A 25,478-nucleotide genomic window follows, 5' to 3' on the forward strand; every position below is an offset into this window, starting at 1 on the left:
GCTGTGAACCCTCGTGAGATTCATCAAGCCACGCGCACATTCGGCTCGTTCGCCTCTGCATCGGTTGTTTCGGCGAACCGCTCCGGATAACGCACGCAGAAGCGCACGCTCTGGTCGTACGGGAAAAAATCGGGCAACTCGCCCTTCAATAGAAAATCCTTGTATCGCTGCCACAATTCGGGCTCGAAGAGATCCGCGTGATGCCGCATGAACGAGCGGCGCACGCGTGGATCGCCGAGCAGGAAGGTGCCGTACGTCTCCGGGAAAATATCGTGCGGACCGACCGGGTACCACGGCTCGTCCGACATTTCGTCTTCCTCGTTGCGCGGCGCCGGCACCGCGCGCACGTTGCAGTCGGTCAGGTACTCGATCTCGTCGTAGTCGTAGAACACGACACGGCCGTGGCGCGTCACGCCGAAGTTCTTGTACAGCATGTCGCCGGGGAAGATGTTCGCCTGGATCAGCTCCTTCACCGCGTTGCCGTATTCCTTGATGCCGTGCTCGATGTCGTCGTCGTTGCCGTTCTGCAAGAACAGATTGAGCGGGATCATGCGTCGCTCGATGTACATGTGGCGAATCACGAGGTTCTCGCCGTCGTATTCGATCAGCGACGGCACTTCCTTCTCGAGTTCGCGCAACAGCGTTTCGTCGAGCCGCGCGAGCGGCAGCGCGACGCTCGAATATTCGAGCGTGTCGGCCATGCGGCCGAGCCGGTCGTGACGTTTGACGAGCAGATACTTCTGCTGGATCTGCGCTCGCGTGGTTTCCTTCGGCGGCGGAAAGTTGTCCTTGATCAGCTTGAACACGTAGGGGAACGACGGCAACGTGAACACCAGCATCACGAGCCCCTTGATGCCGGGCGCGACGATGAAGCGGTCGCTCGAATGCTTGAGGTGATGCAGCAGATCGCGATAGAACAGATTCTTGCCCTGCTTCTGCAGGCCCACCGACGTATAGATCTCCGCCTTCGGCTTGGCCGGCATCACCGTGCGCAGAAACTCGACATACGCGGACGGCACTTCCATGTCGACCAGAAAATACGAGTGCGAGAAGCTGAAGATGATCAGCAACTGCTCGCGCTTGAGCAGCACGGTGTCCAAGGCGAGCACGCCCGGTTTCACGTGACGCAGCGGCACCGCGAACGGCAGCAGCGCGTCGCCGTTGATGATGCGCCCGACGATGTACGCAGCCTTGTTGCGATAAAACAGCGACGACAGCACGTGAATCTGGAAATTCGGCGCTTCGTCGAACACGCCGAACGCTTCGCGAATCGACTGCACCACACAGGCGACGTCGCGCGTCAGATCCTCGAACGGCGGATCGAGCTGGAAGTTCGTGACGACCCGCTCCAGCGTCGCGGCGAGTCCGTCCGTACCGGGGTAATACGCGCGATAGGTCGGCTTCGCGGCCGGTTCGTCGTTCTCGATGTATTCGGTCGAAATCGCCGGGCGCACGAAAATGAAATCGTTGTTGAAGTACGAGCGATGCAGGATCTTGCAGGAAACCGAATTAAAAAAGGTTTCCGCGCACTCGGGCTGACGGTGCGTGGTCAGAAGACCAATGTAGTGCAGCTTGATCTGCTGCCACACTTCGCTGTCGATGTTCTCCGCGTCGTACTCGTCTTCGAGCAGGTGCACGCATTCCTGCACGCGATCGTCGTACGACGCGATGCGGTCGCGCGCGAGCTTTTGCAGGCCGTGCCAGTCGCCGGCTTCGAACAGCGTCTTCGCATGGATCGCCGCGTCGCGAAAGATCCGGTAGTGACGGTCGAACCCTTCGAGCATCGTCTGCGCGACGTCGAAACCGATTTGCGACGATAACAGTTTGGGGAAGTGATTCATCACGCGCGCTCCGCAAACGCCGGTCAGAGTGAGGCAGCTTCAGGCAGGTTTCGCGTCGTGCCTCGTGCCATCGAGCAACGCGCGCGCCTGTGCTTCGTACTGCGCCAGATCTTCGAGCGTCGCGTCGAGATCTTCGCGCTGACGTTCGAGCACTTCGCGATGACGCGCGACCGTCGCGAGAAACGCGTGCAATTGCGGCACGGTGTCGGTCGGCGACTCGTAGACGTCGAGCAGGTCACGGATCTCCGACAGCGTGAAGCCAAGCCGCTTGCCGCGCAGCGTGAGCTTCAGACGCGTGCGGTCGCGGCCGGAATAGACGCGTCGCAAGCCGCTCGAACCCTCGCGGCTCGGTGAGAGTAAACCCTGGTCTTCATAGAAACGAATTGCGCGTGGCGTGACGTCGAATTCGCGCGCGAGTTCGGTGATCGTGTATTGCGTATTCATCGGGACATCTCGTGGCCGCTTGGCCGGCACAAAACCGGATTGAACGATAGAATCGACGTTTACGTTATCGTCAACCTGAGCGGAACGCAACCACAACCAGGCCGACCGGCATCGCATACCTGGCCATGCCGGAGAGTCGTCTGAGGAAGACAGTCCCCATGAATGCGCTCGAACACCAACTCCAATACCCGTTCAACGACACGATGCCCGACTCGGGCCGCACGATGGAAGTCGCGCCCGGCGTGCTTTGGCTGCGCATGCCGTTACCGTTCGCGCTCGACCATATCAACCTGTGGCTGCTGCGCGATGAGATCGACGGTCAGCAAGGCTGGAGCGTGGTCGACTGCGGCATCACGTCGGACACGATCAAGGCGAATTGGGAGAGCGTGTTCGATTCGGCGCTCGACGGGCTGCCGGTGCTGCGCGTGATCGTCACGCATTGCCATCCGGACCACATCGGCCTCGCGCACTGGGTGTGCGGCGGCGGCGAGAAAAAGCGTTGGGACGCGCGGCTGTGGATGACGCTCGGCGAATACATGCAGGCGCGCGTGATGGCGACGGGCGACGGTTCGAACGCGGGCGGCGAGGCCGCGGCGCGGCACTTCGCACGGCACGGTTTGAACGATGCCGAATCGATCAACAAGCTGCGCAATCGCACGAGCTATTACTCAAGCCTCGTGCCGGCGATTCCGGGGCAATACCGCCGTTTGCGCGAAGCCGAGGACGTGAGGATCGGCGGCAGGACGTGGCGCGTGGTGACGGGTTTCGGCCACTCGCCGGAACACTGCGCGCTGCACTGTGCGGAAACCGGCACGCTGATTTCAGGCGACATGGTGCTGCCGCGCATTTCAACCAACGTGTCGGTGTTCGATATCGAGCCTGAGGGCTCGCCGCTCGAACTGTATCTGGAGTCGCTTGGCCGTTACGAGACGATGCCAGAAGACACGCTCGTGCTGCCGTCGCATGGCAAGCCGTTTCGCGGCGTGCGCACGCGCATTCAGCAACTGCGTGAGCATCATGACGCGCGGCTCGCCGAAGTGCGCGAAGCGTGCGCGGAAAAGCCGCAAAGCGCCGCCGATATCGTGCCGCTGATGTTCAAGCGCCAACTCGATATACATCAGATGACGTTCGCGATGGGTGAGGCGCTCGCGCATTTGCATCTGCTGTGGCGGGCGGGGGAATTGAAGCGGACGCAGGATGCGGATGGGGTGATCCGGTTTGCGGCGGTGTGATCTCGGACCTTCGCCGCGGGCGAAGAAGCGCGGACGAATATGTCCGCGCTGGGCGAAAGCACTGAGCGGCGCAACGATGCTGGGTGTCCTCTCATGCGAATTACTTCAAGGGCATGTCAGATGCAGCGTTGCGTAGTTGCTCGGCCCGCCGGTTGTTGAGTTCGGAAACGCAAGCTAAACGGCTGATTTCATGCGCATTGCCGGCCGCACCACCAGTCAGCGAAGCTGCGAAGTCGCATTGAGACTCACGGTACCGAGCGAATTTTCTGTTTGATGCGGCGAGTTTTGCCCTGGCCTGGTTGACGTACTTCTCGTCTTCATCCCATCTGGCGAGGGTGCCAGCCATCTTCTCCTCGGCTCGTCTGAGGGCCTTCTTACTCGCCTCTGCTTTTTCTGCCAGACAGTCCCGCATCCCCGCTTGCGAGAACGCGCTGCATTCCTCGCGCAAGGCCCGCTCGCTTGCGACGGGAACCGCTGAGGCTGCAAGGACCATTGTTGGCAGGCAGACGGCCAGGGCGAAACAGATCAGCTTCATTGTGCACATAGGGCCGCCTTTCCTTTCCGCACCGATGACAACGCGTAATCAAGTTTTCTGGCGTAGTTTGGGTCCCGACGTCCGTTATAGCGCAGTGCTATGAATGTCGTGACAATGGGGTGCCAGCCTGCAATCACTTTTTGAATTGAAGCTTTCCGGTACGTCAATACCTGTCCAGGGCGAAGAACAGCGGCCGTCGGGTTCAGCTTTCTCAACGTCTCGATCGTGGTGCCTTGACCCTTCGCCATCTTGTCCAGACTATCGCCTGGCTTGACGGCGATTTCATAAACTTTCGGGTCAGCACCGGGTACGTTTCGGTACTCGAACTTTGCCATGCGCATAAGCAGATAGCCAATCCCGGCGCGGATGTTATGCGCCGCTATCGTTCTGACTGAGGACATTGTCAGCCGTCCTTTCCAGCCTGGTAGCAGAATCAGATCGCCGCCTTCTTTGCCCGAAAGCAGGGACGCTAATCCGGGATCTCCTGAAACCCCAATTTGCATCGGCTTCGCGTTCCACTGAGGGTTGTGTGCACCTGTTTCGACCCACAATATCGCCTTGATAATCTGCCAATCCAAGGCCACATACCCCGAGGTGCCGCGAAGATGGAGGTTGTACTCGTTGACTGCCATCTGGATTTCGCAATCCCAGGAATTCCATCTTGCATCGCTTACAGCCTTGCTAACACCGTCCTGCCACCGTTCGAAACCTGTCCTCGTTGGAGCTTGCATTGCCGTAACCATTCCTTTTGTCAAAGTGTAGGCCGTTGCTTTGCAAACGATTATTAGCTTCTTGCCTGAGGAAAATTGCATTAGCAGTCGCTATAGCGGTCAAAGGCCCGAGATCACGTCGGAAAAAGGTTACGCAGTGTCATATGCGATCAGCCAATTCGCGCGTCAGATAAAAAAAGCCCGGTTCAAGAACCGGGCTTTCTCGCAGGGCCGTCTGCGTCAACCGCAGCGCAAAATCACTGCACCACCACCGCCCCAAAATTCTGCCGTCCAAACGGACTCACGTGATACCCGCTCACGTTCGTACGCGTGATCGCAGCAGCGGTCGGATAGCCGAGCGGAATCCACAGCGCTTCGTCATGGATGATCTGCTGCGCGGCTTCATACGCTTTCGTGCGCTTGGCGATATCGGACGTTGCTCTGCCGTCGGCGATCAGCTTGTCGAGATCCTGATCGCAGAAGCGCGCGAAGTTGATGCCCGACTTCACCGCGTTGCAACTGAAGAGCGGCGACAGATAGTTGTCCGGATCGCCGTTGTCGCCGGCCCATCCCATAAACAGCGAGTCATGCTGGCCTTGCTTCGCCTGCTTGATCAGCTCGCCCCATTCGATCACCTTGACGTCCGCCTTCACGCCGATCTTCGCGAAGTCGGCCTGCAGCAGTTCGGCACCGGCCTTCGGATTCGGATTCAACACGCTGCCGTTCGGACGCACCCAGATGGTCGTTTGGAAGCCGTTCGGAAAACCCGCGTCGGTGAGCAATTGCTTCGCCTTCGCCGGGTCGTACGGCCAGCCCTTGATCGAGTGGTTGTAGCTCCACGTGTTCGGCGGAAACGGGTTCACGGCCGGCGTCGCGGTGTTGTCGAACACGGTCTTCAGATACGTCGTGCGGTCGAACGCCATGTTCAGCGCGGCGCGCACCTTCTGGTTGTCGAGCGGCTTCTGCTGCGTGTTCAGCGCGACGAAGGCCGTCATGAACGCGGGCGTCTGCACGATCGCGAGCGACTTGTCCTTCTTCGCGTCGGCGAGATCCTGCGGCTTCGGCGACAACGCGATCTGGCATTCGCCAGCCTTTACCTTCTGCGCGCGCACGGTCGCGTCCGGCGTGATCGCGTAGATCAGACGCTCGATCTTCGGCTTCGGCCCCCAGTAGGTCGGGTTCGCGTCATAACGGATCACCGCGTCTTTCGTATAGCTCTTCAGCACGAACGGGCCGGTGCCGATCGGCTTCGCGTTCAGGTCGACCTGCTGGCCGGCCTTCAGCAACTGGTCCGCGTACTCGGCCGAATAGATCGACGCGAAGCCCATCGTCAGGATCGACACGAACGTCGCGTTCGGCTCGTTCAGCTCGAACTTGACCGTGTTGTCGTCGACCTTGGTAATCGACTTGATCAGCTTCGGCAGCCCCATCGACTGCGCGTGCGGGAAGCCGCTCGCGCCCGCCACCTTGTGCCACGGATTGCTGTCGTTGAGCATGCGGTCGAAGGTGAAGATCACGTCGTCGGCATTCAGCGGGCGGGTGGGCTTGAAGTAGTCGGTGGTCTGGAACTGCACGTTCGGACGCAGGTGGAACGTGTAGGTCAGGCCGTCGGGGCTCACTTCCCATTTGTCGGCGAGCGCGGGCACGACCTTCTTCGCGGCTTCGTCGAACGACACCAGCGAGTTGAAGATCACGTCGGCCGATGCATTCGTCGTGACGAGCGAATTGAACTGCACGACGTCGAAGCCGTCGGGACTCGATTCGGTACAGACGGTCAACGGTTTGGCGAGCGCGAGCGCGGGCGCCGTGAGCAGGATGGCGGCTGCGAGCAGTTTGAAGCGCATAGGATCTCCGGTAACGAGCGCAGTCAGGCAGTGCGGCTGGTTGTGTTTATGGCAGCGATGCGTGAGCGGGCAGGAGAGCGGTCCCAGCGCACGCGTCGCCACGATTGTGATACGTTCCCGGCGCCGCCGTACAGGTCGGGCGATCCCGGCCTGAGGCCGAGGGGCCTGGCTTCGAGGCATGGCCGGCGGCGCGCCTTCGCGAAAGCTTATCGAAGGGCCATTATGGCGACAACAATTTAATCGACATATCCATATGGGGGCGGCGTGGCTGTGTTGCCGCCTCAGGCCGCCGCGGCCTCGCGCAGCAGATAGCCGATGCCATCGATTGCGCGCACGCCGTACCACGACGTCATTTCCCCATCGATCAGCTCGATGCGCTTGCCGGTGAACCGCGGATCGCGCGCGAGCGCATCGCGATGCGCGGCCGTGAAGCGGTACGGCTCGCTCGACAGCAGCACGCGGTCGACTTGCGCGAGCCATGGCGCGGCGTCGAAGTCGAGCGTCGGGTAGCGCGTGGCACCCGCGCTGCCGCCGTGCACGTCGGGCAATGTGTGCCAGTTCACGAGACGCAGCATCCCGGCGATGTAGGTGTCGCGCGCGACGCTCATCCACGGTTCGCGCCAGATCAGGTACAGCACGTTCTGCGCGGCGAAGGTGTGAGCGGCGGCTTCGCGCAGACGCGCATCGAGCGCGCCGCTCAAGCGCCGCGCTTCCTCTTCGCGTCTGAAGATCGCGCCGAGCAGCGCGTACAGCGCAAGGTTGTCGCGCGGCGTCTGCGGATGAGTGACGACGATGTGCGGCACGAACGCGCGCAGTTGCTCGACGGTGTCGCGTTCGTTTTCGTCGATATTGACGATCAGGTGGGTGGGGCGCAGCGCGCGGATCGCGTCGAGTTTGACGGCTTTCGTGCCGCCGACCTTCGGCACCGCGCGGACCTTGTCGCGCGGATGCACGCAAAAGCCGGTGCGCCCGACGATCTGCCGCTCGAGCCCGAGCGCGAACAGGGTTTCGGTGAGGCTCGGCACCAGCGACACGATGCGCGCATCGGCGCCCGCGGATTCGTGCGCGACGCCGGCTGCATCGATCGCACTTGGTTGCATGACTTACTCGGTGGCGGCGCGCGGCTTGCGCGGCGCGCGTTCGAACACGCGGTCGTAGAGCCAGCGCGGCAGCACGTGCAGCAACATCGCGGCCACGCGCATCTGCCACGGAAACACCGCGAACGACGTCTGCCGTTCGACCGCCCGCGCGACCTTCGCCGCGAAGCGGTCGGCGTCCATCAGGAACGGCATGTTGTATGGATTGTGCTCGGTCATCGGCGTGCGGATATAGCCGGGCGCGATCGTCACGACACCGACGCCGAACGGCCGCATCTCGACGCGCAACGCTTCGAGATACTTCAGCGCCGCCGACTTCGACGCGCTATATGCACCCGAGCCCGGCAGGCCGCGCACACCGGCGACGCTCGCAATGCCGACCAGCGTGCCATGTTTGGTGTCGGCCATTGCGGCGGCGAACGGCTCGAACGTCGCGACCATGCCGAAGTAATTGATGTCCATCACCTCGCGGAACGTGCGCAGATCGCCGTGACCGGTCAGCGCGCCGCGGCTGATGCCGGCATTGGCGATCACGACGTCGGGCAGGCCGTGCTCGGCGATGAAGCGCGCGGCCGCATCGGCGAGCGCTTCCGCGTCGCGCACGTCGAGCGCATAGATCGAGACGGTGTTCTGGGGATGGGACTGCTGGAACGCGGCGAGCGCGTCGCCGCGGCGGGCGACGAGGCCGAGAATCGCGCCGCGTTGTGCATATTCGCCGGCGAGCGCGAGGCCGATGCCGCTCGAAGCGCCGGTAATGAAAACCTTCAGCGGAGAGGTCATACCGGCGCCTCGTGATTACATCTTTTTGGCGCGGACTTGGGAGACGAGGTAATCGAGCACCTGGATCGTGCCCGGCAGGGTGCCGGTCGCGGCTGGGCCGGTCAAATACTTGCCCTGCACGGCGAGCGTCGGCACGCCGTCGATCTTGAACCCGTCGAGCAGTTTCTTGTCCTTCTGCAGCGCGCTTTGCGTCGAGAACGAGTTGTACGCTTCCATGTACTTCTTCGGATCGACGCCGAACTTCGCCAGGAATTTGGTCTGGTCTTCCGGCGTCAGCAGATAGTTCTTGTTGACGTGGATTTCGTTGAAGACCTTCGGCGTCAGTTCGTTCGCGAGGCCGAGCGCGTCGAGCGCGTGGAACATCTTCGAGTGCGGGATGAAGTCGTCGCGGAAGGCTACCGGCACGCGGCGGAACACGACGTCCGGGGCCTGCTTCTTGACCCACGCTTCGAGGAACGGGTTGAATTCATTGCAGTGCGGGCAACCGTACCAGAAGAATTCGATGACTTCGATCTTGCCGGCCGGCACGTCGGTAGGTTGCGGCGTGGCCAGCACGGTGTAGTCCTTGCCGGCCACCGGCGCGCTCGGCGACGCATGCGCGCTCGCCGCGATCAGGCCCAGCGAGAGGAACAGGATGCTCAGCAGTTTTTTCATGTCGTGTAGACCCGGATAAGGCGGTGGCGCGGCGACGCCATGCGAAAGGCCCGTCACCGCTGGTGGGATTCGGTGTGGTGGCCCGCCACAATACAGGTCGAAGCGGCCATCGTGCTTGTGACTCGCGCGCCGCGCCGATAGTTCGACGCGCCGCGCGGGCCGGCATTACCGTTTATTTATTGTTTGGTGAAGCGGATCACCGCGGTATCGACACCTGCGTCCGACAGACGCTGACGGCTCGAATTCATGTCCTCGAACTTCGAGAACGGCCCGATGCGCACGCGGTAGTACGTGACGCCGCCGGCATCGCGCTGCGTGACCTTCGATTCGAAGCCCTGGAACGCGAGGCGCGCGCGCTGCTGCTCGGCATCGGCGGCGGTCTTGTACGCGCCGACCTGCAGGAAGTAGCCGGTGTTCGCGTCGCCGGGTGCGGGTGCGGGTGCGGGCGCGGGCGCGGCAGCCGAGCCAGGCTTGACGTTGGCCAGGGTGGTCGCGCTCGAGCTCTTCGGCGCGGAGCCCGCCGCGGTGGCGGCCGGCGCGCTCGAGGTCTGCGGCTTCTTCGCCGGCGCAGGCGCGACGATGCCGCCGGTGCCGTTTTCCTGCGCGGGGCTCGGCGCGACCGCCGTGCCGTTGTTATTCGCGTTGCCGCCCGACGGCGGCACTTCGACGATCTGCGGTTCTTCGAGCATGCCCGACTGGGTCTGCGCGTTGGTCTGGCCCGGCGCGGTGTTCGGTGGCGCGGGTTGCGCGGCCTGCGGCACCGGCTGGCCCGGCGTCTTGCCTTGCAGCGGACGGTTCGGATCGTATTGCGCCTGGCTCGCGCCGTTGTCGGTTGGCGCCGGCGGCGCGACCTTCGACACGAACGGCGTAGGCGCACGGGTGATATACAGCGCCACCACCACCGCGATCGCCAGGCCGACGATCAGGCCCAGCACGATGCCGAGAAAAGTGCCCCCGGTTTGCTTCGATTGCTTTGTTGTGCGGCGTGGTTTTGCCATCGTACGAATCACCTGCAAAAAGAATCCAGGAACGGCCGCCGATTATAACGACGGCCGCGCGCATATTACGCTGGAGGAGTTACATCTTGACGGGAGCGGAGACGCCGATCGTCGCGAGACCGTTGGCCAGCACCTGGCGCGTGGCCGCGAGCAGCGCGACGCGAGCGTTGCGTTCGGCCGCATCGTCGACCAGCACGCGCTCGGCACGATCATTGTAGAACGAGTGAAATTCGCCGGCGAGTTCTCGCAAGTAGAACGCGACCGCGTGCGGCGCGAGTTCGTCGGCGGCGTGCTGCAGCATGTCCGGGAATTCGGCGAGCTTGTTGAGCAGCGCCATCGAGCGCTCGCTCGCGAGCGGCGCGAGATCGATGTTCGGCAGTGCGCTTTCGTCGAGGCCGTAGCGCGCGTTGCATTCGGCGATCACCGAGCAGATGCGCGCGTGCGCATACTGCACGTAGTGCACCGGATTCTCGTCGTTCTGCTTCAGCGCGAGGTCGATGTCGAACACGAACTCGGTGTCCGCCTTGCGCGAGATCAGGAAGAAGCGCACCGCGTCGCGGCCGCGGCGGATGGTTTCCTCGTCGATCATATCGACGGCCGCTTCCGAGCCCGGCATCGCGCCACCCGACCATTCGATCAGGTCGCGCACCGTCACGTAGCTGCCCGCGCGCTTCGAGATCTTCACCTCTTCGCCGTTGCGCATGACCGTGACCATCTTGTGCAGGATGTAGTCGGGGTAGCCCTTCGGAATGCCGATGCCGAGACCCTGCAGACCGGCGCGCACGCGCGCGATCGTGCCGTGGTGATCCGAGCCCTGCACGTTGATGACCTTCGTGAAGCCGCGCTCCCACTTCGCGACGTGATAGGCGACGTCCGGCACGAAGTACGTGTAGGTGCCGTCGGTCTTGCGCATCACCCGGTCCTTGTCGTCGCCGTCGTCGGTCGTGCGCAGCCACAGCGCGCCTTCCTGCTCGTAAGTCTTGCCCGCGGCAATCAGCGCGTCGACGGTTTTCTCCACGCGGCCTTCCGTGTACAGCGACGATTCCAGGTAGTACTGGTCGAACTTCACGCCGAACGCCTGCAAATCCATGTCCTGCTCACGACGCAGATACGTGACGGCGAAGCGGCGGATCGCCTCGAGGTCCTCGACGTCGCGCGCGCCGGTGACCGGCTCGCCGTCGCTCGCCTCGACCGTGATGCCGTTCAGATAGTCCTTGGCGATGTCGGCGATGTACTCGCCGTTGTAGGCCGACGCGGGCCAGCCTTCGTCGCCGGGGGCGAGGCCGCGTGCGCGTGCCTGGGTTGACAGCGCGAGCGTGTGGATCTGCACGCCGGCGTCGTTGTAGTAGAACTCGCGATGCACGTCCCAGCCTTGCGACTGGAGCACGTGCGCAAGCGCGTCGCCGAGCGCGGCCTGGCGGCCGTGGCCGACGTGCAGCGGGCCGGTCGGATTGGCCGACACGAACTCGATCAGCACATGCTTGCCGGCGTCGCGCCGCGAGTGGCCGTACGCATCCTTCTCGGCGAACACGGCGGCGATCACGCCTTGCTTGGCGGCGGCCGTGAGGCGCAGGTTGATGAAGCCGGGGCCCGCCACTTCGGCAGTATCGATCAGGCCTTTGGCCTGCGGATTGACGAGCAGCGCGTCGACGATCTGTTGCGCGAGCTGGCGCGGATTGGCGCGCAGCGGCTTGGCAAGCTGCATCGCGACGTTGCACGCGACGTCGCCGTGCGCGGCGACTTTCGGGCGCTCCAGCGCGATGGCGGGCGAGACGAAAGCGGCTTCGGTCGCGCCTTGCGTGGCGGTCGCGACCTGCTTCACCGTGTCGGCGAGCAGTGTTTCGAGTGTGTGTTTATGTGCGGGCAGCATGCTTGTTGCAAGTCCAGTGAGGCAATCCGGTAAGGCGGAAGAGGCGCCGGCCGCGGCCGGTGTCGCAAGCGTGGAGCGCGGCCGCGCTTGGCGGCGCTGATGGCAGCGCCGCCGGCAGAGCGTCCCGAGGCGATGCGACGACCCGCAACGCAAGCCGCGCAACGCGGTGGACTCCGCACGGCGGCTTGCCGTTACGCAGGCTCGCGCGGTATGCGGATTGCGGCCGATGATTCGACGCCCCCGGTTGCCCGCGTGCGCGATGCTCGTCGAGCCGCGCCGTACGTGGCGCTGGGCGGCGCGCTTTTCCGTTCAGACGGATTTTAGCAGGTGCTAATATGTTCAATGAGCTGCCCGCGAGGGGTGTGGCCGCCGCGCCTTGCCGGCGCCGCGTCAGGCGCGCGCAGATGCAGCCCTTGGGACGCTCGTGCGCTCACCCGACATAACGAAAAAGGGAACAGTCATGCTGATTACTTTCAAGTGCCACGCCTGCCCGGACGTGATGATGCTGGAGAATCTGGCGCAGTATCTGGTCGGCATTGTCGGCAAACGCCTTGGGCAGCGGGGCGTCATCACTCACGACGAACTGGGCCCGGCCATCGAAAAGCTCGAAGCGGCGATCACATCCGATAAGCAGGAGCGCGCCGAGCACGAGGGCCATTTCCACGAGGGCGAGGACGGCCGCGATCGTCACGAGATTCCGCCCGGTCTCGCGCAGCGCGCGTATCCGTTCCTCGACATGCTGCGCGCGGCGCAGAAGGAAAACGCGGATATCGTCTGGGGGATCTGATTTCTGGCGGGTCCCGAGCGCCGCGGTCCGGACTCAGAAGGTCTACGTAAGCGCTCTTTTGGCGCACCAAAGAAAAGAGCCCGCTCGACGCGGGCTCTTTGCTATTCAGAAGGTTTTATGCGCCGTGCCGCTCATTGGCTCTCGGAGGCCGCCGACGCTGCCGCGCCCTTCTTCATCTTTTGCTTCTTCGCCTTTTTGACATGCGCCTCGGTGGGGGGCGAGTAGGAGCTGACCGAGCTCGATCCGCCCGGCGCGGCGGGCTGCGCGAGCGCCATGGAGGCACCTGCGGCCAGTGAAACAGCGGTCAATAACAGTGTCAGCTTCTTCATACGATTTTCTCCGTTGACGGTTGCAATCTTGGTGAGCCGGCGCGTCGTGCTCGCGCCTGACGGGATGAAAGCCGACTCAGTCTACAAAGCCGAAATTGCCGTGGCGCCAAATATTCAGTCTTTCGGATTCGATATAGTCGCGCATGCGTGGCCCGGGCCGCACGGCCGGGCCACGCATCGCTTCACGCTCAAAGCAACGGCGCCAACGCGCGCTCGGCGTCCGCTTTCGAGAGCGACATCCGCTGCGCGTAGTCGTCGAGTTGATCCGCGCCGATCTTGCCGACCGAGAAATAGGTGCTGTCCGGATGCGCGAGGTAGAAGCCCGAGACGCTCGCCGCTGGCAGCATCGCCAGCGATTCGGTCACGCTCATGCCGATTTCGTTCGCCTGCAGCACCTCGAACATGTCTCGCTTGACGAGATGGTCGGGGCAGGCCGGGTAGCCCGGCGCCGGGCGGATGCCGCGGTATTTTTCGGCGATCAGTTCGTCGTTGGAGAGGTTTTCGCTGCTCGCGTAGCCCCACAGGTCGCGCCGCACACGCGCGTGCATCGCTTCGGCGAACGCTTCGGCGAGCCGGTCCGCGAGCGCCTTCAGCATGATCGCGCTGTAGTCATCGAGATCCTTCTCGAACTGCTTCTCCTTCACGTCGACGCCAAGACCCGCCGTCACTGCGAACATGCCGATGTAGTCGGCGACGCCCGAATCCTTCGGCGCGATGAAGTCGGCGAGCGAGCGGTTCGGTCGCATCACCCCGTCGACCACCGGCCGCACACTTTGTTGACGCAGATTGCGCCAGGTGAGCGCGACTTCGGTGCGCGATTCGTCCGTGTAGATTTCGATGTCGTCGTCGTTCACCGTGTTGGCCGGCAACAGCGTGATCACGCCGTTGGCCTGCAGCCAGCGGCCCTGAATCAGACGCGCGAGCATCGACTTGCCGTCGGAGAACACGCGTCGCGCCGATTCGCCGACGATCTCGTCGTTGAGGATCGCCGGATACGGGCCGGCGAGATCCCACGTCTGGAAGAACGGACCCCAGTCGATATAGTTCGCGAGCTCGTTCAGATCGAAGTTCTTGAACACGCGCCGGCCGATGAACTTCGGCTTGACCGGCTGATAGGCCGCCCAGTCGATCTTCGTCTTGTTGGCGCGCGCTTCGGCGAGCGTGACCATCGGCTGCGCTTTTTTGTTCGCGTGCTGATCGCGGATGCGGTTGTAATCGGCGTTCAGTTCGTCGATGTACTTCGCGGCGCCCTCGTCGGACAGCAGGCTCGAGGCGACCGACACCGAGCGCGACGCGTCCGGCACGTAGACCACCGGACCCTCGTACTGCGGGGCGATCTTCACCGCGGTGTGCACGCGCGAGGTGGTCGCGCCGCCGATCAGCAGCGGAATCTTCTTCACGCGGAAGTAGTCGTCGCGCTGCATTTCTGACGCGACGTAGGCCATCTCTTCGAGACTCGGCGTAATCAGGCCCGACAGCCCGACGATGTCCGCGCCCTCGACCTTCGCCTTCGCGAGGATCTCATTGCACGGGACCATCACGCCCATGTTGACCACTTCGAAGTTGTTGCACTGGAGCACGACCGACACGATGTTCTTACCGATGTCGTGCACGTCGCCCTTGACGGTCGCGATGATGATCTTGCCCTTCGCGCGCACATCGCCGCCGGCCGCCGCGAGCTGGCGCTTTTCTTCCTCGATGAAGGGGATCAGATGCGCGACCGCCTGCTTCATCACGCGCGCCGACTTCACGACCTGCGGCAGGAACATCTTGCCCTGACCGAACAGGTCGCCCACGATGTTCATGCCGTCCATCAGCGGGCCTTCGATCACATTGATCGGACGGCCGCCCGCGGCGGCGATCTTCGCGCGCACTTCCTCGGTGTCTTCGACGATGAAGGTCGTGATGCCGCTCACGAGCGCGTGCGCGAGACGCTTTTCGACCGGCTGGTTGCGCCACTCGAGGTTCTCTTCCTTCTTCGCGGCGCCGCTCTTGAACTTGTCGGCGATTTCGAGCAGACGGTCGGTACCGTCTTCACGGCGATTCAGCACGACGTCTTCGACGCGCTCGCGCAGTTCGGGATCGAGCTCGGCATAGACGCCGAGCTGACCGGCGTTGACGATGCCCATGTCCATCCCCGCCTGGATCGCGTGATAGAGGAACACGGTGTGAATCGCCTCGCGCACCGGGTCGTTGCCGCGAAACGAGAACGACACGTTCGACACGCCGCCGCTCACCTTCGCATACGGCAGGTTCTGCTTGATCCAACGCGTCGCCTCGATGAAGTCGACCGCGTAGTTGTTGTGCTCCTCGATGCCGGTCGCGATCGCGAAGATGTTCGGATCGAAGATGATGTCTTCGGGCGGGAAGCCGACTTCGTTGACGAGGATCTCGTACGAGCGCCGGCAGATTTCCTTCTTGCGCGCGAACGTATCGGCCTGGCCCTGTTCGTCGAAGGCCATCACGACGCTGGCCGCGCCGTAGCGCCGAATCAGCTTCGCGTGGTGAACGAACTGCTCCTTGCCTTCCTTCAGCGAGATCGAGTTGACGATCGCCTTGCCCTGCACGCATTTGAGGCCCGCCTCGATCACGTCCCACTTCGACGAGTCGATCATGATCGGCACGCGCGCGATGTCCGGCTCCGACGCGATCAGATTCATGAAGCGCACCATCGCCGCTTTCGAATCGAGCATCGCCTCGTCCATGTTGATGTCGATGACCTGCGCGCCGTTCTCGACCTGCTGGCGCGCGACGGCCAACGCCTCGTCGAACTGATTGTTCAGGATCATTCGCGCGAACGCTTTCGAGCCGGTCACGTTGGTGCGTTCGCCAACGTTGATGAAGAGCGTCCCGGACGTGACGTTGAACGGCTCGAGGCCGCTAAGGCGCATGGTGTGATCGGTCATGGCGTATGTGCGAGTCGGGTGCGTGCGTTAAGGGGCGTTCTGGGCGTGCCGGGCGTCGGGGTGAAGTGCGTGAGGCCGGCTCAGGCCGCGTCGCGATACTGGCTCGGCCACTTGCGCGGCTTTAGATCGGCGAGCGCCTTCGCGATCGCCGCGATGTGCTCGGGCGTCGTGCCGCAGCAGCCGCCCGCGATGTTCACGAGCCCCGCTTCGGCGAATTCCTTCAGCAGGCCCGAGGTATCCGCGGGCAACTCGTCGAAGCCGGTGTCGCTCATCGGATTCGGCAGACCGGCGTTCGGATAGCACGACACGTAGGTGTCGCACAGCTTGGCGAGCTCGGCGATATAAGGGCGCATCAGCGCCGCGCCGAGCGCGCAGTTCAGGCCGAACGTGAGCGGCTTCGCGTGACGCAGCGAGTTCCAGAAGGCCTCGACGGTCTGGCCGGACAGAATGCGGCCCGAGGCATCGGTGACGGTGCCCGAGATCATGATCGGCAGACGCTCGCCGGTGTTTTCGAACAGTTCGTCGAGCGCGAACAGCGCGGCTTTCGCGTTCAGCGTGTCGAAGATCGTTTCGACGAGGAACAGGTCCGCGCCGCCGTCGAGCAGGGCTTTCGCCTGCTCGTAGTACGCGGTGCGCAGTTCGTCGAAGGTCACATTGCGCGCGCCGGGATCGTTGACGTCCGGCGAGATACTGGCGGTTTTCGGCGTCGGGCCGATTGCGCCGGCGACGAAGCGCGGCTTGTCCGGCGTCGCGTACTTATCGCACGCGGCGCGCGCGAGCTTCGCCGATTCGAGGTTCATCTCGACGGCGAGCGACTCCATGCCGTAGTCGGCCTGGGCGACCGTGGTCGCACCGAACGTGTTGGTCTCGATGATGTCCGCGCCCGCTGCCAGATACTGCTCGTGAATCTCGGAGATGATCTGCGGCTGGGTGATCGACAGCAGTTCGTTGTTGCCCTTGATGTCGCGCGCGTAGTCCTTGAAGCGCTCGCCGCGATAGCTGGCTTCGTCGAGCTTGTAGCGCTGGATCATCGTGCCCATTGCGCCGTCCAGGATCAGGATGCGCGAGTTCAGCAGCGCGGGCAGCGCTGCGCCGCGGGTATAGGCGGGCTCGGAACGGACTGGCGTGATGGATTGAGCAGGCTGGGTCATGGCGGACGAGGGCTTGCGCCGGCATTGGCGGAAAGCCTGTCATTGTAGCCGCTGCCGCGCGGATGCGCCCGGCGGGCGGGAGGCGGGTTTGAGGCGCGACCGGCAAAATCGACCGATACGAATGCGCCGCGTCAGCAATTCAGAACGAGCTAACAGACGAAGCAATAAAAAATAGCCCGGCAAGCCAAAGCCTGCCGGGCCGTTTCGTTGCCGCCGACCGCAAGATGGAACCCGCCGGACAAGCCGCGCGGTACGGTCGATCGATGTCGCCTGAGCGCCAGCTAAACCCCTCCGGTCAATGCAGAACAACGGGTTGGTGCATCAAGCTGTCGAATTGACCGAGGAATTCGTCGACCTCGTCGAGCGTCGGCTCGCCTTCGATCAGCTTTTGCACATGCTCGCGAAAACGCGCCGCCATTGCACCGTCGATGTAGATTTCGCGCTGCATGTTCTTGTCAACAATCTCGTAGCCGCCCGACTTCATGGCCAGCTGACCTTCCTGCGGAGGAAACTCGACGACACAGTAGTTAGGGCTGTTATAGATCATTTGCATGGCGACACTCCTTATTTCCGTTGGGCTCCTGCCCTTTTCTGCAACATAGGTGGAGCATGGGGGATGGAATTCAAGGGGTGGGTCCGGACGACGCAAGTAAAAAAAACTCCGGACCTGACGGTTAGACTCGCCGCTCCAGAAACGATTCAAGCAACGCGGCAAAACGGTGAGATTGCTCGACGGGCGTGAGATGCGCGGCATCCAGCAACTCGAAGCGGGCGCCCTCGATCGCCTCCGCTATTGCCTGCGTAGCAGCAGGGGGCGTGCCCGTATCGTGACGTCCGGCCACCGTCAGCGTAGGCAAGCGGATCGCGCCGTGCTTGCCGCGCAGGTCGAAGTCGCGCAGCGCCTCGCAGGCCATCGCGAAGCCTTCCGGCGGGGTGCGCGCAAATGCCTCACGGATCGGCTCGACCGCTTCGGGATGCGCGGCCTGAAAGTCGGGCGTGAGCCAACGCGCGATCGTCGACGGCAGCAGCGCCTCCATGCCGTCGCTGCGAGCGGTGTGGGCTCGCTGATTCCACAACTCGCGGTTTTCGGGCGGAGTGCCGCCGGTGCTGTCGGCGATCGTCAGCGTGTCGAGACGCGATGGATGGTCGAGCGCGAATTGCTGCGCGATCATGCCGCCGAGCGACAGGCCGACCAGGTGCGTCGTCGGCGCGCCGAGCGCATCGAGCAGTTTGGCGAGATCGTCGGCCAGATCGCGCATGGTGAACGGCTCGCGCGCGACCGCGCTGTGGCCGTGGCCGCGCACGTCGTAGCGCAGCACTGTGTAATCGTCGCGGAAATAGCCGGCCATCTGATCCCAGATGGAAAGGTCGCCGCCCAGCTGATGGATGAACGTGAGCCACGGGCCGCCGCCTTCGTTGCTCAGCACGTAGCGTGTTTCGATACCGTTGATGTTCACTTGCATGCAGACTCCTTTGAAGGAAACGCAGTGAAAAAGCGCGGTGGGTCGCCCCGTTCGCGCAAACGGAGACTCCATTGACGTGCGAGTCAGTGTTGCAAAGTAAGTTTCGCCGATCTCGAGCAGTTCTGCTGGTGACACTGTGTCACGACAAGTGTCACGGTTTGATGATTGTTGGAGCGGTTGAATCGACCGGTGCGGCGGGGGCGGGCTCGGACGTTACTGCCGATGCGTCGGCCGGCGCCGGCGCAGGGCTCGGGGCGGAGGGGGCGGAGGGCGAGGCATCCACCGCAGAGGCCCCATCGACATTTAGCTTGCCGCGCCACACCAGCTCGAACTGGGTACCGTTCGGCTCCGTCTGCAGAATGCGCGCGGGCAGCCAGCCGAGCGACGGCGCGAGCCACACGTCGATGCGGCGCTGGTCGCCATCGTGCCGCGGCAGACGTTTGAAATGACGCGTCTGCAGGTAGCCCTGTGCCGCGCGGATCGTTTCGTCGCCGATCGTCTCGATCGGCCAGTTCTCGCCGCTATCGGAATCGACGACGAAAAACTGTCGCGTCACGCCGGGCTTATAGGCGTCAGGATCGCCGCGCACGAGGCTTGCGAGCTGCATCACGACGCTGAAGCGGTCCTGCGCGCCGTCGGGCAACGGCAGCGAGGCGGGCGTGCGCGTGAAGCCAATCTTCCTGTCGCTGCGATTGAAGATCGCGATGTCTTCCGCGCGACGGCCACGCTTTTCGCTGTACTGCGCCGGCGCGAGGCCAAACGCGTCGATCCCTCCGTGGCTCGAAAACACGAACGGACCGACGAACGGCAGCGGCACCGATACGACCATTTCGTAGCCTTGCCCATTGCTCGCCCAATGGATCGTGCCGGGCGCGTTGCGCACGCCGTTGTAGAACGTGTCGTAGTCGAGTTCGGCCGATGGCGGCACCGAAAACTTCACGCCCTGCGACGCCTGCGGCGCGCTGGCCGCGCCAGCGGCACTCGCGGCGGCGCCGCTGGCATTGGCATTGGCATTGACCGGCGCATTCGCGCTCGCGGCGGCGGGCGGCGCGCTTGCCGCGACCTCCGATGCCGGCGTGGCCGCCGGCTCGTTCGGCTTGGCCGGCTGCAACGCGCTCAACACATGCTGCTCGCGCGGCGGACGCGCCGCGGGCTTGCGTGTGGGCGCGGGTGGGTGCGGTGCCGGCGCGGCCGGCTTTGGCGCCGGTTGGCGCTCGACCCTCTCGGGCGTCAGCAGCGCGACCTGCACCGGCACATGCTCGTGATTCGCCGGATTCAGATCCACGCGATTGCGCTCGAACCATTGCGCCGCGATCCAGTGCAAGACCGCCACGACCACGAGCACCGCGATCCAGCGTCCCGCGCGCGCCCCGCGTCCTGGCCCGCTGCCCAAAGCGGGAGGGCGATCACCACGGCGGTTGGCGGAAGCAAAATCCATCGGCGCTTGAATTGGTGAGAGCTTGAAAGGACTGGCGCGTATCAACCGTTGTCGCTACGCGGGATCGCGCTATAGCCGAGTTCGTACGACAGCTTGCGCGCGCATTCGCGCAGCGCGGTATCGATCTCGCCACCCCAGCGGATATCGAACCCGCCTTCATGGCCGAGCGCGACGAGAGCGAGTGCGAGTTCGCCGGTCGAATCGAACACCGGCATCGAAAACGCGTGGATCGTCGGCAGCAGCATACCTTCGACTCGCGCGGCCTCGTGCTCGCGCACCTCGGCGAGCACCTTGTCGACGTCTTCGCGGGTGCGCGGCGCGCCGCTATGCGACGAACGCCGCGAGTCGGCCAGCTCGCGCTCGATCATCGCGTCGGTCTTGCCGGATGGCAGGTAGGCAGCGAACAGCAGACCGGTCGCGGAACTCAGCAAGGGCATCACGTCGCCGAGTTTCAACGATGCCTTGGCCGGATAGCTCGACTCCATCCAGTGCACCATCGTCGGCCCCTGATTGCCCCACACGGCGATGCCGACCGTCAGATCGAGCCGGTCGCGCAACTCGGCGAGCGCGATGCGCGCGAGCTTCACACCGTCGACCCGCGCAAGCCGCGCGAGCCCCAGCTGCAAAGCGAAGCCGCCGAGTTCGTAGCGGCCGGACAGCGGGTCTTGCGCGACCACGCCGAGACGCAAAAAGCTGACCAGATAGCGATGCGCCTTCGCCGGACTCATGCCCGCGCGCTGCGCGAGATCGCGCAGCATCATTGCGCGCGGCTCGTGGGTCAGCACGTCGAGCAGCCTGAACCCGACCTCGATCGACTGGATGCCTGAGCGCAGTTTTTCTTCGCCGGGTTCACCAGCTTCGTCATCGACACCGGTTGCGTCGGTGGCATCGGCGGGGTCGGGCAGTTCGTCGGCGGACGCGGGGTCGGTGCGGGTGCGGATCGTGCCGGAGCGGGCGTTGGCGGACATGTGCAGAGGGCGCGGGCAGCGCGTTCGGTAATCGTAAAAGGCGCGTAACGGCGGTGGTGACAGTGACAGCGACGAAGAACACGCACATCTTGGGCCGCGCCGATTCACCATCGTAGAATAGATTCCTTCCATCGTCACTAATACACGGTTCACAGCTCTATGAAACTTGCCTCGCTGAAGGACGGCACGCGCGACGGTCAACTGATCGTCGTGTCCCGCGACCTGCACACGGCGGCCATCGCCGACGCGATCGCGCCCACGCTGCAGCGCGTGCTCGACGACTGGGCCTTCTACGCGCCGCAACTGCACGACCTCTACGATGCGCTGAACCAGGGCCGCGCGCGCAACAGCTTTTCGTTCGACGCTAAAGAGTGCATGGCGCCGTTGCCGCGCGCGTTCCAGTGGGCCGACGGTTCATCGTACGTGAACCATGTCGAACTCGTGCGGCGCGCACGCGGCGCGGAAATGCCGCCCGAATTCTGGACCGACCCGCTGATGTACCAGGGCGGCAGCGACGACTTCATCGGCCCGCGCGACGACATCGTGTGCGCATCGGAACAGTACGGCATCGACTTCGAGGCCGAAGTCGCGGTCATCACTGGTGACGTGCCGATGGGCGCGACGCCCGAGCAGGCATTGCGCGGCGTGCGGCTGGTTGCGCTCGTCAACGACGTGTCATTGCGCAATCTGATCCCCGCCGAACTCGCGAAGGGCTTCGGCTTTTTCCAGAGCAAGCCGGCCACGTCGTTCGCGCCGGTCGCGGTGACGCCCGACGAGCTCGGCGAACACTGGCGCGAAGGCCGCGTGCATCGGCCGATGATCGTCCACTGGAACGGCAGGAAAGTCGGCCAGCCCGACGCGGGCACCGATATGGTGTTTCACTTCGGTCAGCTGATCGCCCATGCGGCGAAAACGCGCAATCTGCGGGCTGGTTCGATCGTCGGTTCGGGCACGGTGTCGAACAAGGACGCGAAGCGCGGCTACTGCTGTATCGCGGAGAAGCGCTGCCTCGAAACGATCGAGCACGGCGCGCCGCAAACGGAGTTCATGAAGTACGGCGACACCGTGAAGATCGAAATGTTCGACGACGCGGGCAAGTCGATTTTCGGTGCGATCGAACAGAGCATCGCGCCGCTCGAATGAAGCGCGGCGCTCACGCGGCGATGCGTTGACGCGGCGATACGTGCGAAAGGGTTTCGCCCGATGCCACCGCCCGCGCGCGCGGCTACACTGACTGGCGCGCCGGCTGGGACGGTGCGAATGTCATAAAGCGTGCAGCAACGCATCGGTAGCACATCGGCAATACACCACAACGAAAATCCCGACGTGAGGAGACAGCATGCCGCGATTGAACTTCCCCGCAGCTGGACATCGACGCGCTGATGCGTCACTCGTTCAGGCGCGCACGAGCGCGCGCGGCTCGTATCAACGCGGCCGGCGCTTCGCGCGGCGCGCCGCGACGCTGTGCGCCGCGCTCGTCTGCGCGTTGCCGCTGACATCGTTCGCGCAGGTGAAGATCGGTCTCGTGTTGTCGCTGACCGGACCGGCCGCATCGCTCGGCATTCCCGCGCGCGACACGGTCGCGCTGCTGCCGAAACAGATTGGCGGGCAAACCGTCGAGTACATCGTGCTCGACGATGCCTCGGACACGACCCAGGCCGTGCAGGACACCAAGAAGCTGATCAGCGAGAATCACGTCGACGCGATCATCGGCTCATCGATCACGCCGAATTCGCTCGCGATGATCGACGTGGTCGCCGAGGGCGAAACGCCGATGATCTCGCTCGCGTCGTCCGCGAAAATCATCGAACCGGTCGATGCGAAACGTCGCTGGGTCTTCAAGACGCCGCAGACCGACGCGATGATGGCCTCGGCGATCGCCGAGCATGCGAGCGGACACGGCGTGAAGACGATCGCGTTCATCGGCCAGGCCGACGCGCTAGGCGAGACCTTCTACGCCGAGGTCGCGAAGTTCGCGCAGCTGCATCACATCGACGTGGTCGCGAGCGAGCGCTTCAATCGCACCGATCCGAGCGTGACCGGCCAGGTGCTGAAGATTCTCGCGACTCACCCCGACGCGGTGGTGGTCGGCGCGGCCGGCACACCTGCCGCGCTGCCGCCGAAAACGCTGCGCGAGCGTGGCTACAAAGGCGTCATCTATCACAACCACGGCGTCGGCAATAACGACTTCCTGCGTGTGTGCGGAGCCGATTGCAACGGCACTTACCTGCCCGCGAGCCCGGTGCTGGTCGCTGCGCAATTGCCGGCCGATCATCCGGCCAGGCGCCTCGCGCTCGAATACATCGCGCGCTTCGAGGCGCAGCACGGCGCGGGCAGCGTGTCGGCGTTCGGTTCGTACACTTCGGACGCGGACGCGTTGCTCGAGCACGCAATTCCGCTTGCGTTGAAGAGCGGTGCGCCAGGCACGCCGGCGTTTCGCCGCGCGCTGCGCGATGCGCTCGAAGGAACCCGCGGTCTCGCTGATACCAACGGCGTGGTCAACATGAGCGCGGCCGATCATCTCGGGCTCGATCAGCGCGCGCGCGTGATGGTCGAAATCACTAATGGCAAGTGGCTTTATCAGCCGCATTGAACGGGTCGCGACGTTCCGCGCGCGACTGAACGAATCACCTACGGACTGCTCACCATGACTCAGTCATCGCAACCGAACGACGCGTACTACGCGCACTACCAGTCGCTGCGTTTGCAGCGTCATCCGCACGGCGTGCTCGAAGTCGTGATGAGCGGCGAGGGCGCGAATAAAAGTGGCCTCGCGACCGCGGACGCACGCATGCATTACGAGCTCGCGGAAATCTGGCGCGACATCGATCGCGATCCCGACACGCGCGTCGCGATCATTCGCGGCGAGGGCAAGGGCTTTTCGGCCGGCGGCGATCTGCAGCTCGTCGAGGACATGGCGAACGATTTCGAGGTGCGCACGCGGGTGTGGCGCGAAGCGCGCGACCTCGTCTACAACGTGATCAATTGCGGCAAGCCGATCGTGTCGGCGATGCACGGGCCCGCGGTCGGCGCGGGGCTCGTCGCGGGGCTGCTCGCCGATATCTCGATCGCGGCGAAGACGGCGCGCATCATCGACGGACATACGCGTCTGGGCGTCGCCGCGGGCGACCATGCGGCGATCGTCTGGCCGCTCCTGTGCGGCATGGCGAAGGCGAAGTACTACCTGCTGCTGTGCGAGCCGGTGAGCGGCGAAGAGGCGGAGCGCATCGGGCTCGTGTCGCTCGCGGTCGACGAAAGCGCGCTGCTGCCGAAGGCATTCGAAGTCGCGCGCAAGCTCGCCGACGGGTCTCAGACCGCGATCCGCTGGACCAAGTACGCGCTGAACAACTGGCTGCGCACGGCGGGGCCGGCGTTCGATACGTCGCTCGCGCTGGAGTTCATGGGCTTCGCCGGGCCCGATGTGCGCGAGGGCTTGAGCTCGTTGCGCGAGCGGCGCGCGCCGGATTTTGGCGCAGGCCGTCCGCGTCACGGCGAACCATCGTGATGTCATACCTCAAACGGTATGATCGAATCAACGCGCGCGGCATCGCGCGCTCTACCTGTCATCCAGTACCGAGGCGACAACCATGACCGACACCACTGGCTCCGCGCCGCCCTTTCCCGGCTTTCCCGGTTTTCCGCCCGCTGAAATGCTCGATCGGATGTGGAGCATGATTCGGCTGTCGCCGTTCGGCGCCGCCATGACGGGCGCGCAGCCGGGTGGCGGCACGAGTCCATCGCTGTCGATGATGTCCGACATGATGGCGCCGCTCACGAGCGTCGAGGAGCTCGACAAGCGCATCACCGACATGCGCGCGGTCGAGCAATGGCTGAAGCTGAATCTGAGCATGCTGCAGTCGGCGATCCAGGCGCTCGAAGTGCAGCGCGCGACGCTCGCGACGCTGCGCGCGTTCGGCGCGTTTGCGCAGACGTCGATGTCGCAGGCGGCGGCTGCCGCAACGGGTGCGGCCGCGACTGACGCGCCGAGCCCCGCGCCGGCGCCGAGCTGGACGAAGCCCGCTGAACCCGCGCCCGAAAGCGCCCCTCCAGCCGACAGAGACGAGGAGGGAGCGCCCGCGGCACACGGTTTCGATGCATCCGCGTGGTGGAATCTGCTGCAATCGCAGTTCAACCAGATCGCGCAGTTCGCGATGACGCAGCCGTCCGTCGCGGTCGCGGCGGCGGGCGGGGGCACGCAGGGCAAGGCGGAGTCGAAGGCTGCGGATCCGTCGGGCGGCGATCCGTCGGACGGCGATCCGTCGGGCGGCGATCCGTCGGGCACCGGTGCGCAAAGCGCGAAGCCCGCCGCCAAACGGTCGGCCGCGAAGCGCGCCGCGACATCGGCCAAACGCGCGTCCGGCGAGGGCACGAGCGCAGCAACGCAGAAAAAGTCGACGTGAGCGGGCGGTGCGGGCGACACGCTCGCACCCC

The 25,478-nt window shown here is 64.2% G+C and carries 22 protein-coding genes and 1 pseudogene; 6 read left to right on the forward strand and 17 right to left on the reverse strand.

All coding sequences use genetic code 11. The features are described 5' to 3' along the window. Positions 1-23 precede the first annotated feature (23 nt). Together aceK and AB3X95_RS22495 are read right to left on the reverse strand one after the other, a co-directional pair. Entirely contained in the window at positions 24-1,841 is a 1,818-nt protein-coding gene (gene aceK, locus AB3X95_RS22490; RefSeq protein ID WP_176368322.1) for a bifunctional isocitrate dehydrogenase kinase/phosphatase, read from the reverse strand. 39 nt (positions 1,842-1,880) lie between these two features. Further along, positions 1,881-2,285, reverse strand: coding sequence for a MerR family DNA-binding transcriptional regulator (locus AB3X95_RS22495; RefSeq protein ID WP_018436808.1), 405 nt, complete (start codon positions 2,283-2,285; stop codon positions 1,881-1,883). Between the two features lie 158 nt (positions 2,286-2,443). Here AB3X95_RS22495 and AB3X95_RS22500 point away from each other — a divergent pair, with 158 nt between their 5' ends. After that, positions 2,444-3,517, forward strand: coding sequence for an MBL fold metallo-hydrolase (locus AB3X95_RS22500; protein ID WP_368622594.1), 1,074 nt, complete (start codon positions 2,444-2,446; stop codon positions 3,515-3,517). A 100-nt stretch (positions 3,518-3,617) separates the two neighbouring features. Here AB3X95_RS22500 and AB3X95_RS22505 read toward each other — a convergent pair whose 3' ends face one another. The 8 genes from AB3X95_RS22505 to argS all read right to left on the reverse strand — a co-directional run bounded on the left by AB3X95_RS22505 (position 3,618) and on the right by argS (position 12,005). Beyond that, positions 3,618-4,052 (reverse strand): lysozyme inhibitor LprI family protein, encoded by a 435-nt coding sequence (locus tag AB3X95_RS22505; RefSeq protein WP_260332144.1) that lies wholly within the window; start codon positions 4,050-4,052, stop codon positions 3,618-3,620. Next, entirely contained in the window at positions 4,049-4,684 is a 636-nt protein-coding gene (locus tag AB3X95_RS22510) for a LysM domain-containing protein (protein ID WP_260332143.1), read from the reverse strand. Before AB3X95_RS22510 ends, AB3X95_RS22505 begins: the two co-directional genes overlap by 4 nt. A 335-nt stretch (positions 4,685-5,019) precedes the next feature. Continuing rightward, positions 5,020-6,606 carry an ABC transporter substrate-binding protein gene (locus AB3X95_RS22515; protein ID WP_368622595.1) on the reverse strand — a complete coding sequence of 529 codons (1,587 nt, stop codon included), beginning with the start codon at positions 6,604-6,606 and terminating at the stop codon, positions 5,020-5,022. 281 nt (positions 6,607-6,887) lie between these two features. Next, the gene (locus AB3X95_RS22520; protein WP_368622596.1) at positions 6,888-7,706 is read right to left on the reverse strand and encodes a helical backbone metal receptor; all 819 of its coding nucleotides are present in this window, start codon (positions 7,704-7,706) and stop codon (positions 6,888-6,890) included. 3 nt (positions 7,707-7,709) lie between these two features. Beyond that, positions 7,710-8,483: an SDR family oxidoreductase gene (locus tag AB3X95_RS22525; RefSeq protein ID WP_176122264.1), complete on the reverse strand. Its 774-nt coding sequence runs from the start codon at positions 8,481-8,483 to the stop codon at positions 7,710-7,712. 15 nt (positions 8,484-8,498) lie between these two features. Beyond that, entirely contained in the window at positions 8,499-9,137 is a 639-nt protein-coding gene (locus AB3X95_RS22530; protein WP_176368327.1) for a thiol:disulfide interchange protein DsbA/DsbL, read from the reverse strand. A gap of 176 nt (positions 9,138-9,313) precedes the next feature. After that, complete coding sequence (locus tag AB3X95_RS22535; protein WP_255215168.1) at positions 9,314-10,135, reverse strand: SPOR domain-containing protein; 822 nt, start codon at positions 10,133-10,135, stop codon at positions 9,314-9,316. A 79-nt stretch (positions 10,136-10,214) separates the two neighbouring features. Beyond that, positions 10,215-12,005, reverse strand: a complete 1,791-nt coding sequence (gene argS / locus AB3X95_RS22540) for an arginine--tRNA ligase (RefSeq protein ID WP_184226086.1) — start codon at positions 12,003-12,005, stop codon at positions 10,215-10,217. Positions 12,006-12,465: 460 nt separating this feature from the next. Between argS and AB3X95_RS22545 the strand changes: the two genes are divergently transcribed. After that, a complete protein-coding gene (locus tag AB3X95_RS22545; protein WP_013088219.1) occupies positions 12,466-12,792 on the forward strand; it encodes a DUF1840 domain-containing protein in 327 nt (108 codons plus the stop codon). A 131-nt stretch (positions 12,793-12,923) separates the two neighbouring features. Here the strand turns inward: AB3X95_RS22545 and AB3X95_RS22550 are convergent, their stop codons facing one another. The 7 genes and pseudogenes from AB3X95_RS22550 to AB3X95_RS22580 all read right to left on the reverse strand — a co-directional run bounded on the left by AB3X95_RS22550 (position 12,924) and on the right by AB3X95_RS22580 (position 21,047). Next, on the reverse strand, positions 12,924-13,121 hold the full coding sequence (locus AB3X95_RS22550) for an acid-shock protein (protein WP_176122261.1): 198 nt from the start codon (positions 13,119-13,121) through the stop codon (positions 12,924-12,926). A gap of 188 nt (positions 13,122-13,309) precedes the next feature. Further along, positions 13,310-16,036 (reverse strand): annotated as a pseudogene (gene metH, locus AB3X95_RS22555) (methionine synthase); the annotation flags it as partial. Positions 16,037-16,107: 71 nt separating this feature from the next. Further along, a complete protein-coding gene (locus AB3X95_RS22560; RefSeq protein ID WP_176368330.1) occupies positions 16,108-17,178 on the reverse strand; it encodes a homocysteine S-methyltransferase family protein in 1,071 nt (356 codons plus the stop codon). A gap of 295 nt (positions 17,179-17,473) precedes the next feature. Then, positions 17,474-17,731 (reverse strand): DUF3567 domain-containing protein, encoded by a 258-nt coding sequence (locus tag AB3X95_RS22565; RefSeq protein WP_013088223.1) that lies wholly within the window; start codon positions 17,729-17,731, stop codon positions 17,474-17,476. Between the two features lie 121 nt (positions 17,732-17,852). Then, positions 17,853-18,641: an alpha/beta fold hydrolase gene (locus AB3X95_RS22570; protein ID WP_176122258.1), complete on the reverse strand. Its 789-nt coding sequence runs from the start codon at positions 18,639-18,641 to the stop codon at positions 17,853-17,855. Between the two features lie 151 nt (positions 18,642-18,792). Then, positions 18,793-20,079, reverse strand: coding sequence for a DUF3108 domain-containing protein (locus AB3X95_RS22575; RefSeq protein WP_368622597.1), 1,287 nt, complete (start codon positions 20,077-20,079; stop codon positions 18,793-18,795). Positions 20,080-20,120: 41 nt separating this feature from the next. Next, the gene (locus AB3X95_RS22580) at positions 20,121-21,047 is read right to left on the reverse strand and encodes an IclR family transcriptional regulator (RefSeq protein ID WP_176122256.1); all 927 of its coding nucleotides are present in this window, start codon (positions 21,045-21,047) and stop codon (positions 20,121-20,123) included. Between the two features lie 159 nt (positions 21,048-21,206). Between AB3X95_RS22580 and AB3X95_RS22585 the strand changes: the two genes are divergently transcribed. From AB3X95_RS22585 to AB3X95_RS22600, 4 genes are all read left to right on the forward strand, one after another. Then, positions 21,207-22,190 carry a fumarylacetoacetate hydrolase family protein gene (locus AB3X95_RS22585; RefSeq protein WP_176122255.1) on the forward strand — a complete coding sequence of 328 codons (984 nt, stop codon included), beginning with the start codon at positions 21,207-21,209 and terminating at the stop codon, positions 22,188-22,190. Positions 22,191-22,386: 196 nt separating this feature from the next. Continuing rightward, a complete protein-coding gene (locus tag AB3X95_RS22590) occupies positions 22,387-23,640 on the forward strand; it encodes an ABC transporter substrate-binding protein (protein ID WP_368622598.1) in 1,254 nt (417 codons plus the stop codon). Between the two features lie 54 nt (positions 23,641-23,694). After that, entirely contained in the window at positions 23,695-24,552 is an 858-nt protein-coding gene (locus AB3X95_RS22595) for an enoyl-CoA hydratase/isomerase family protein (RefSeq protein WP_176122253.1), read from the forward strand. A gap of 82 nt (positions 24,553-24,634) precedes the next feature. Continuing rightward, positions 24,635-25,447, forward strand: coding sequence for a PhaM family polyhydroxyalkanoate granule multifunctional regulatory protein (locus AB3X95_RS22600; RefSeq protein WP_368622599.1), 813 nt, complete (start codon positions 24,635-24,637; stop codon positions 25,445-25,447). The last annotated feature ends 31 nt before the right edge of the window (positions 25,448-25,478 follow it).

Source organism: Paraburkholderia sp. BR13444 (assembly GCF_040948755.1).
Classification (GTDB): domain Bacteria; phylum Pseudomonadota; class Gammaproteobacteria; order Burkholderiales; family Burkholderiaceae; genus Paraburkholderia; species Paraburkholderia youngii.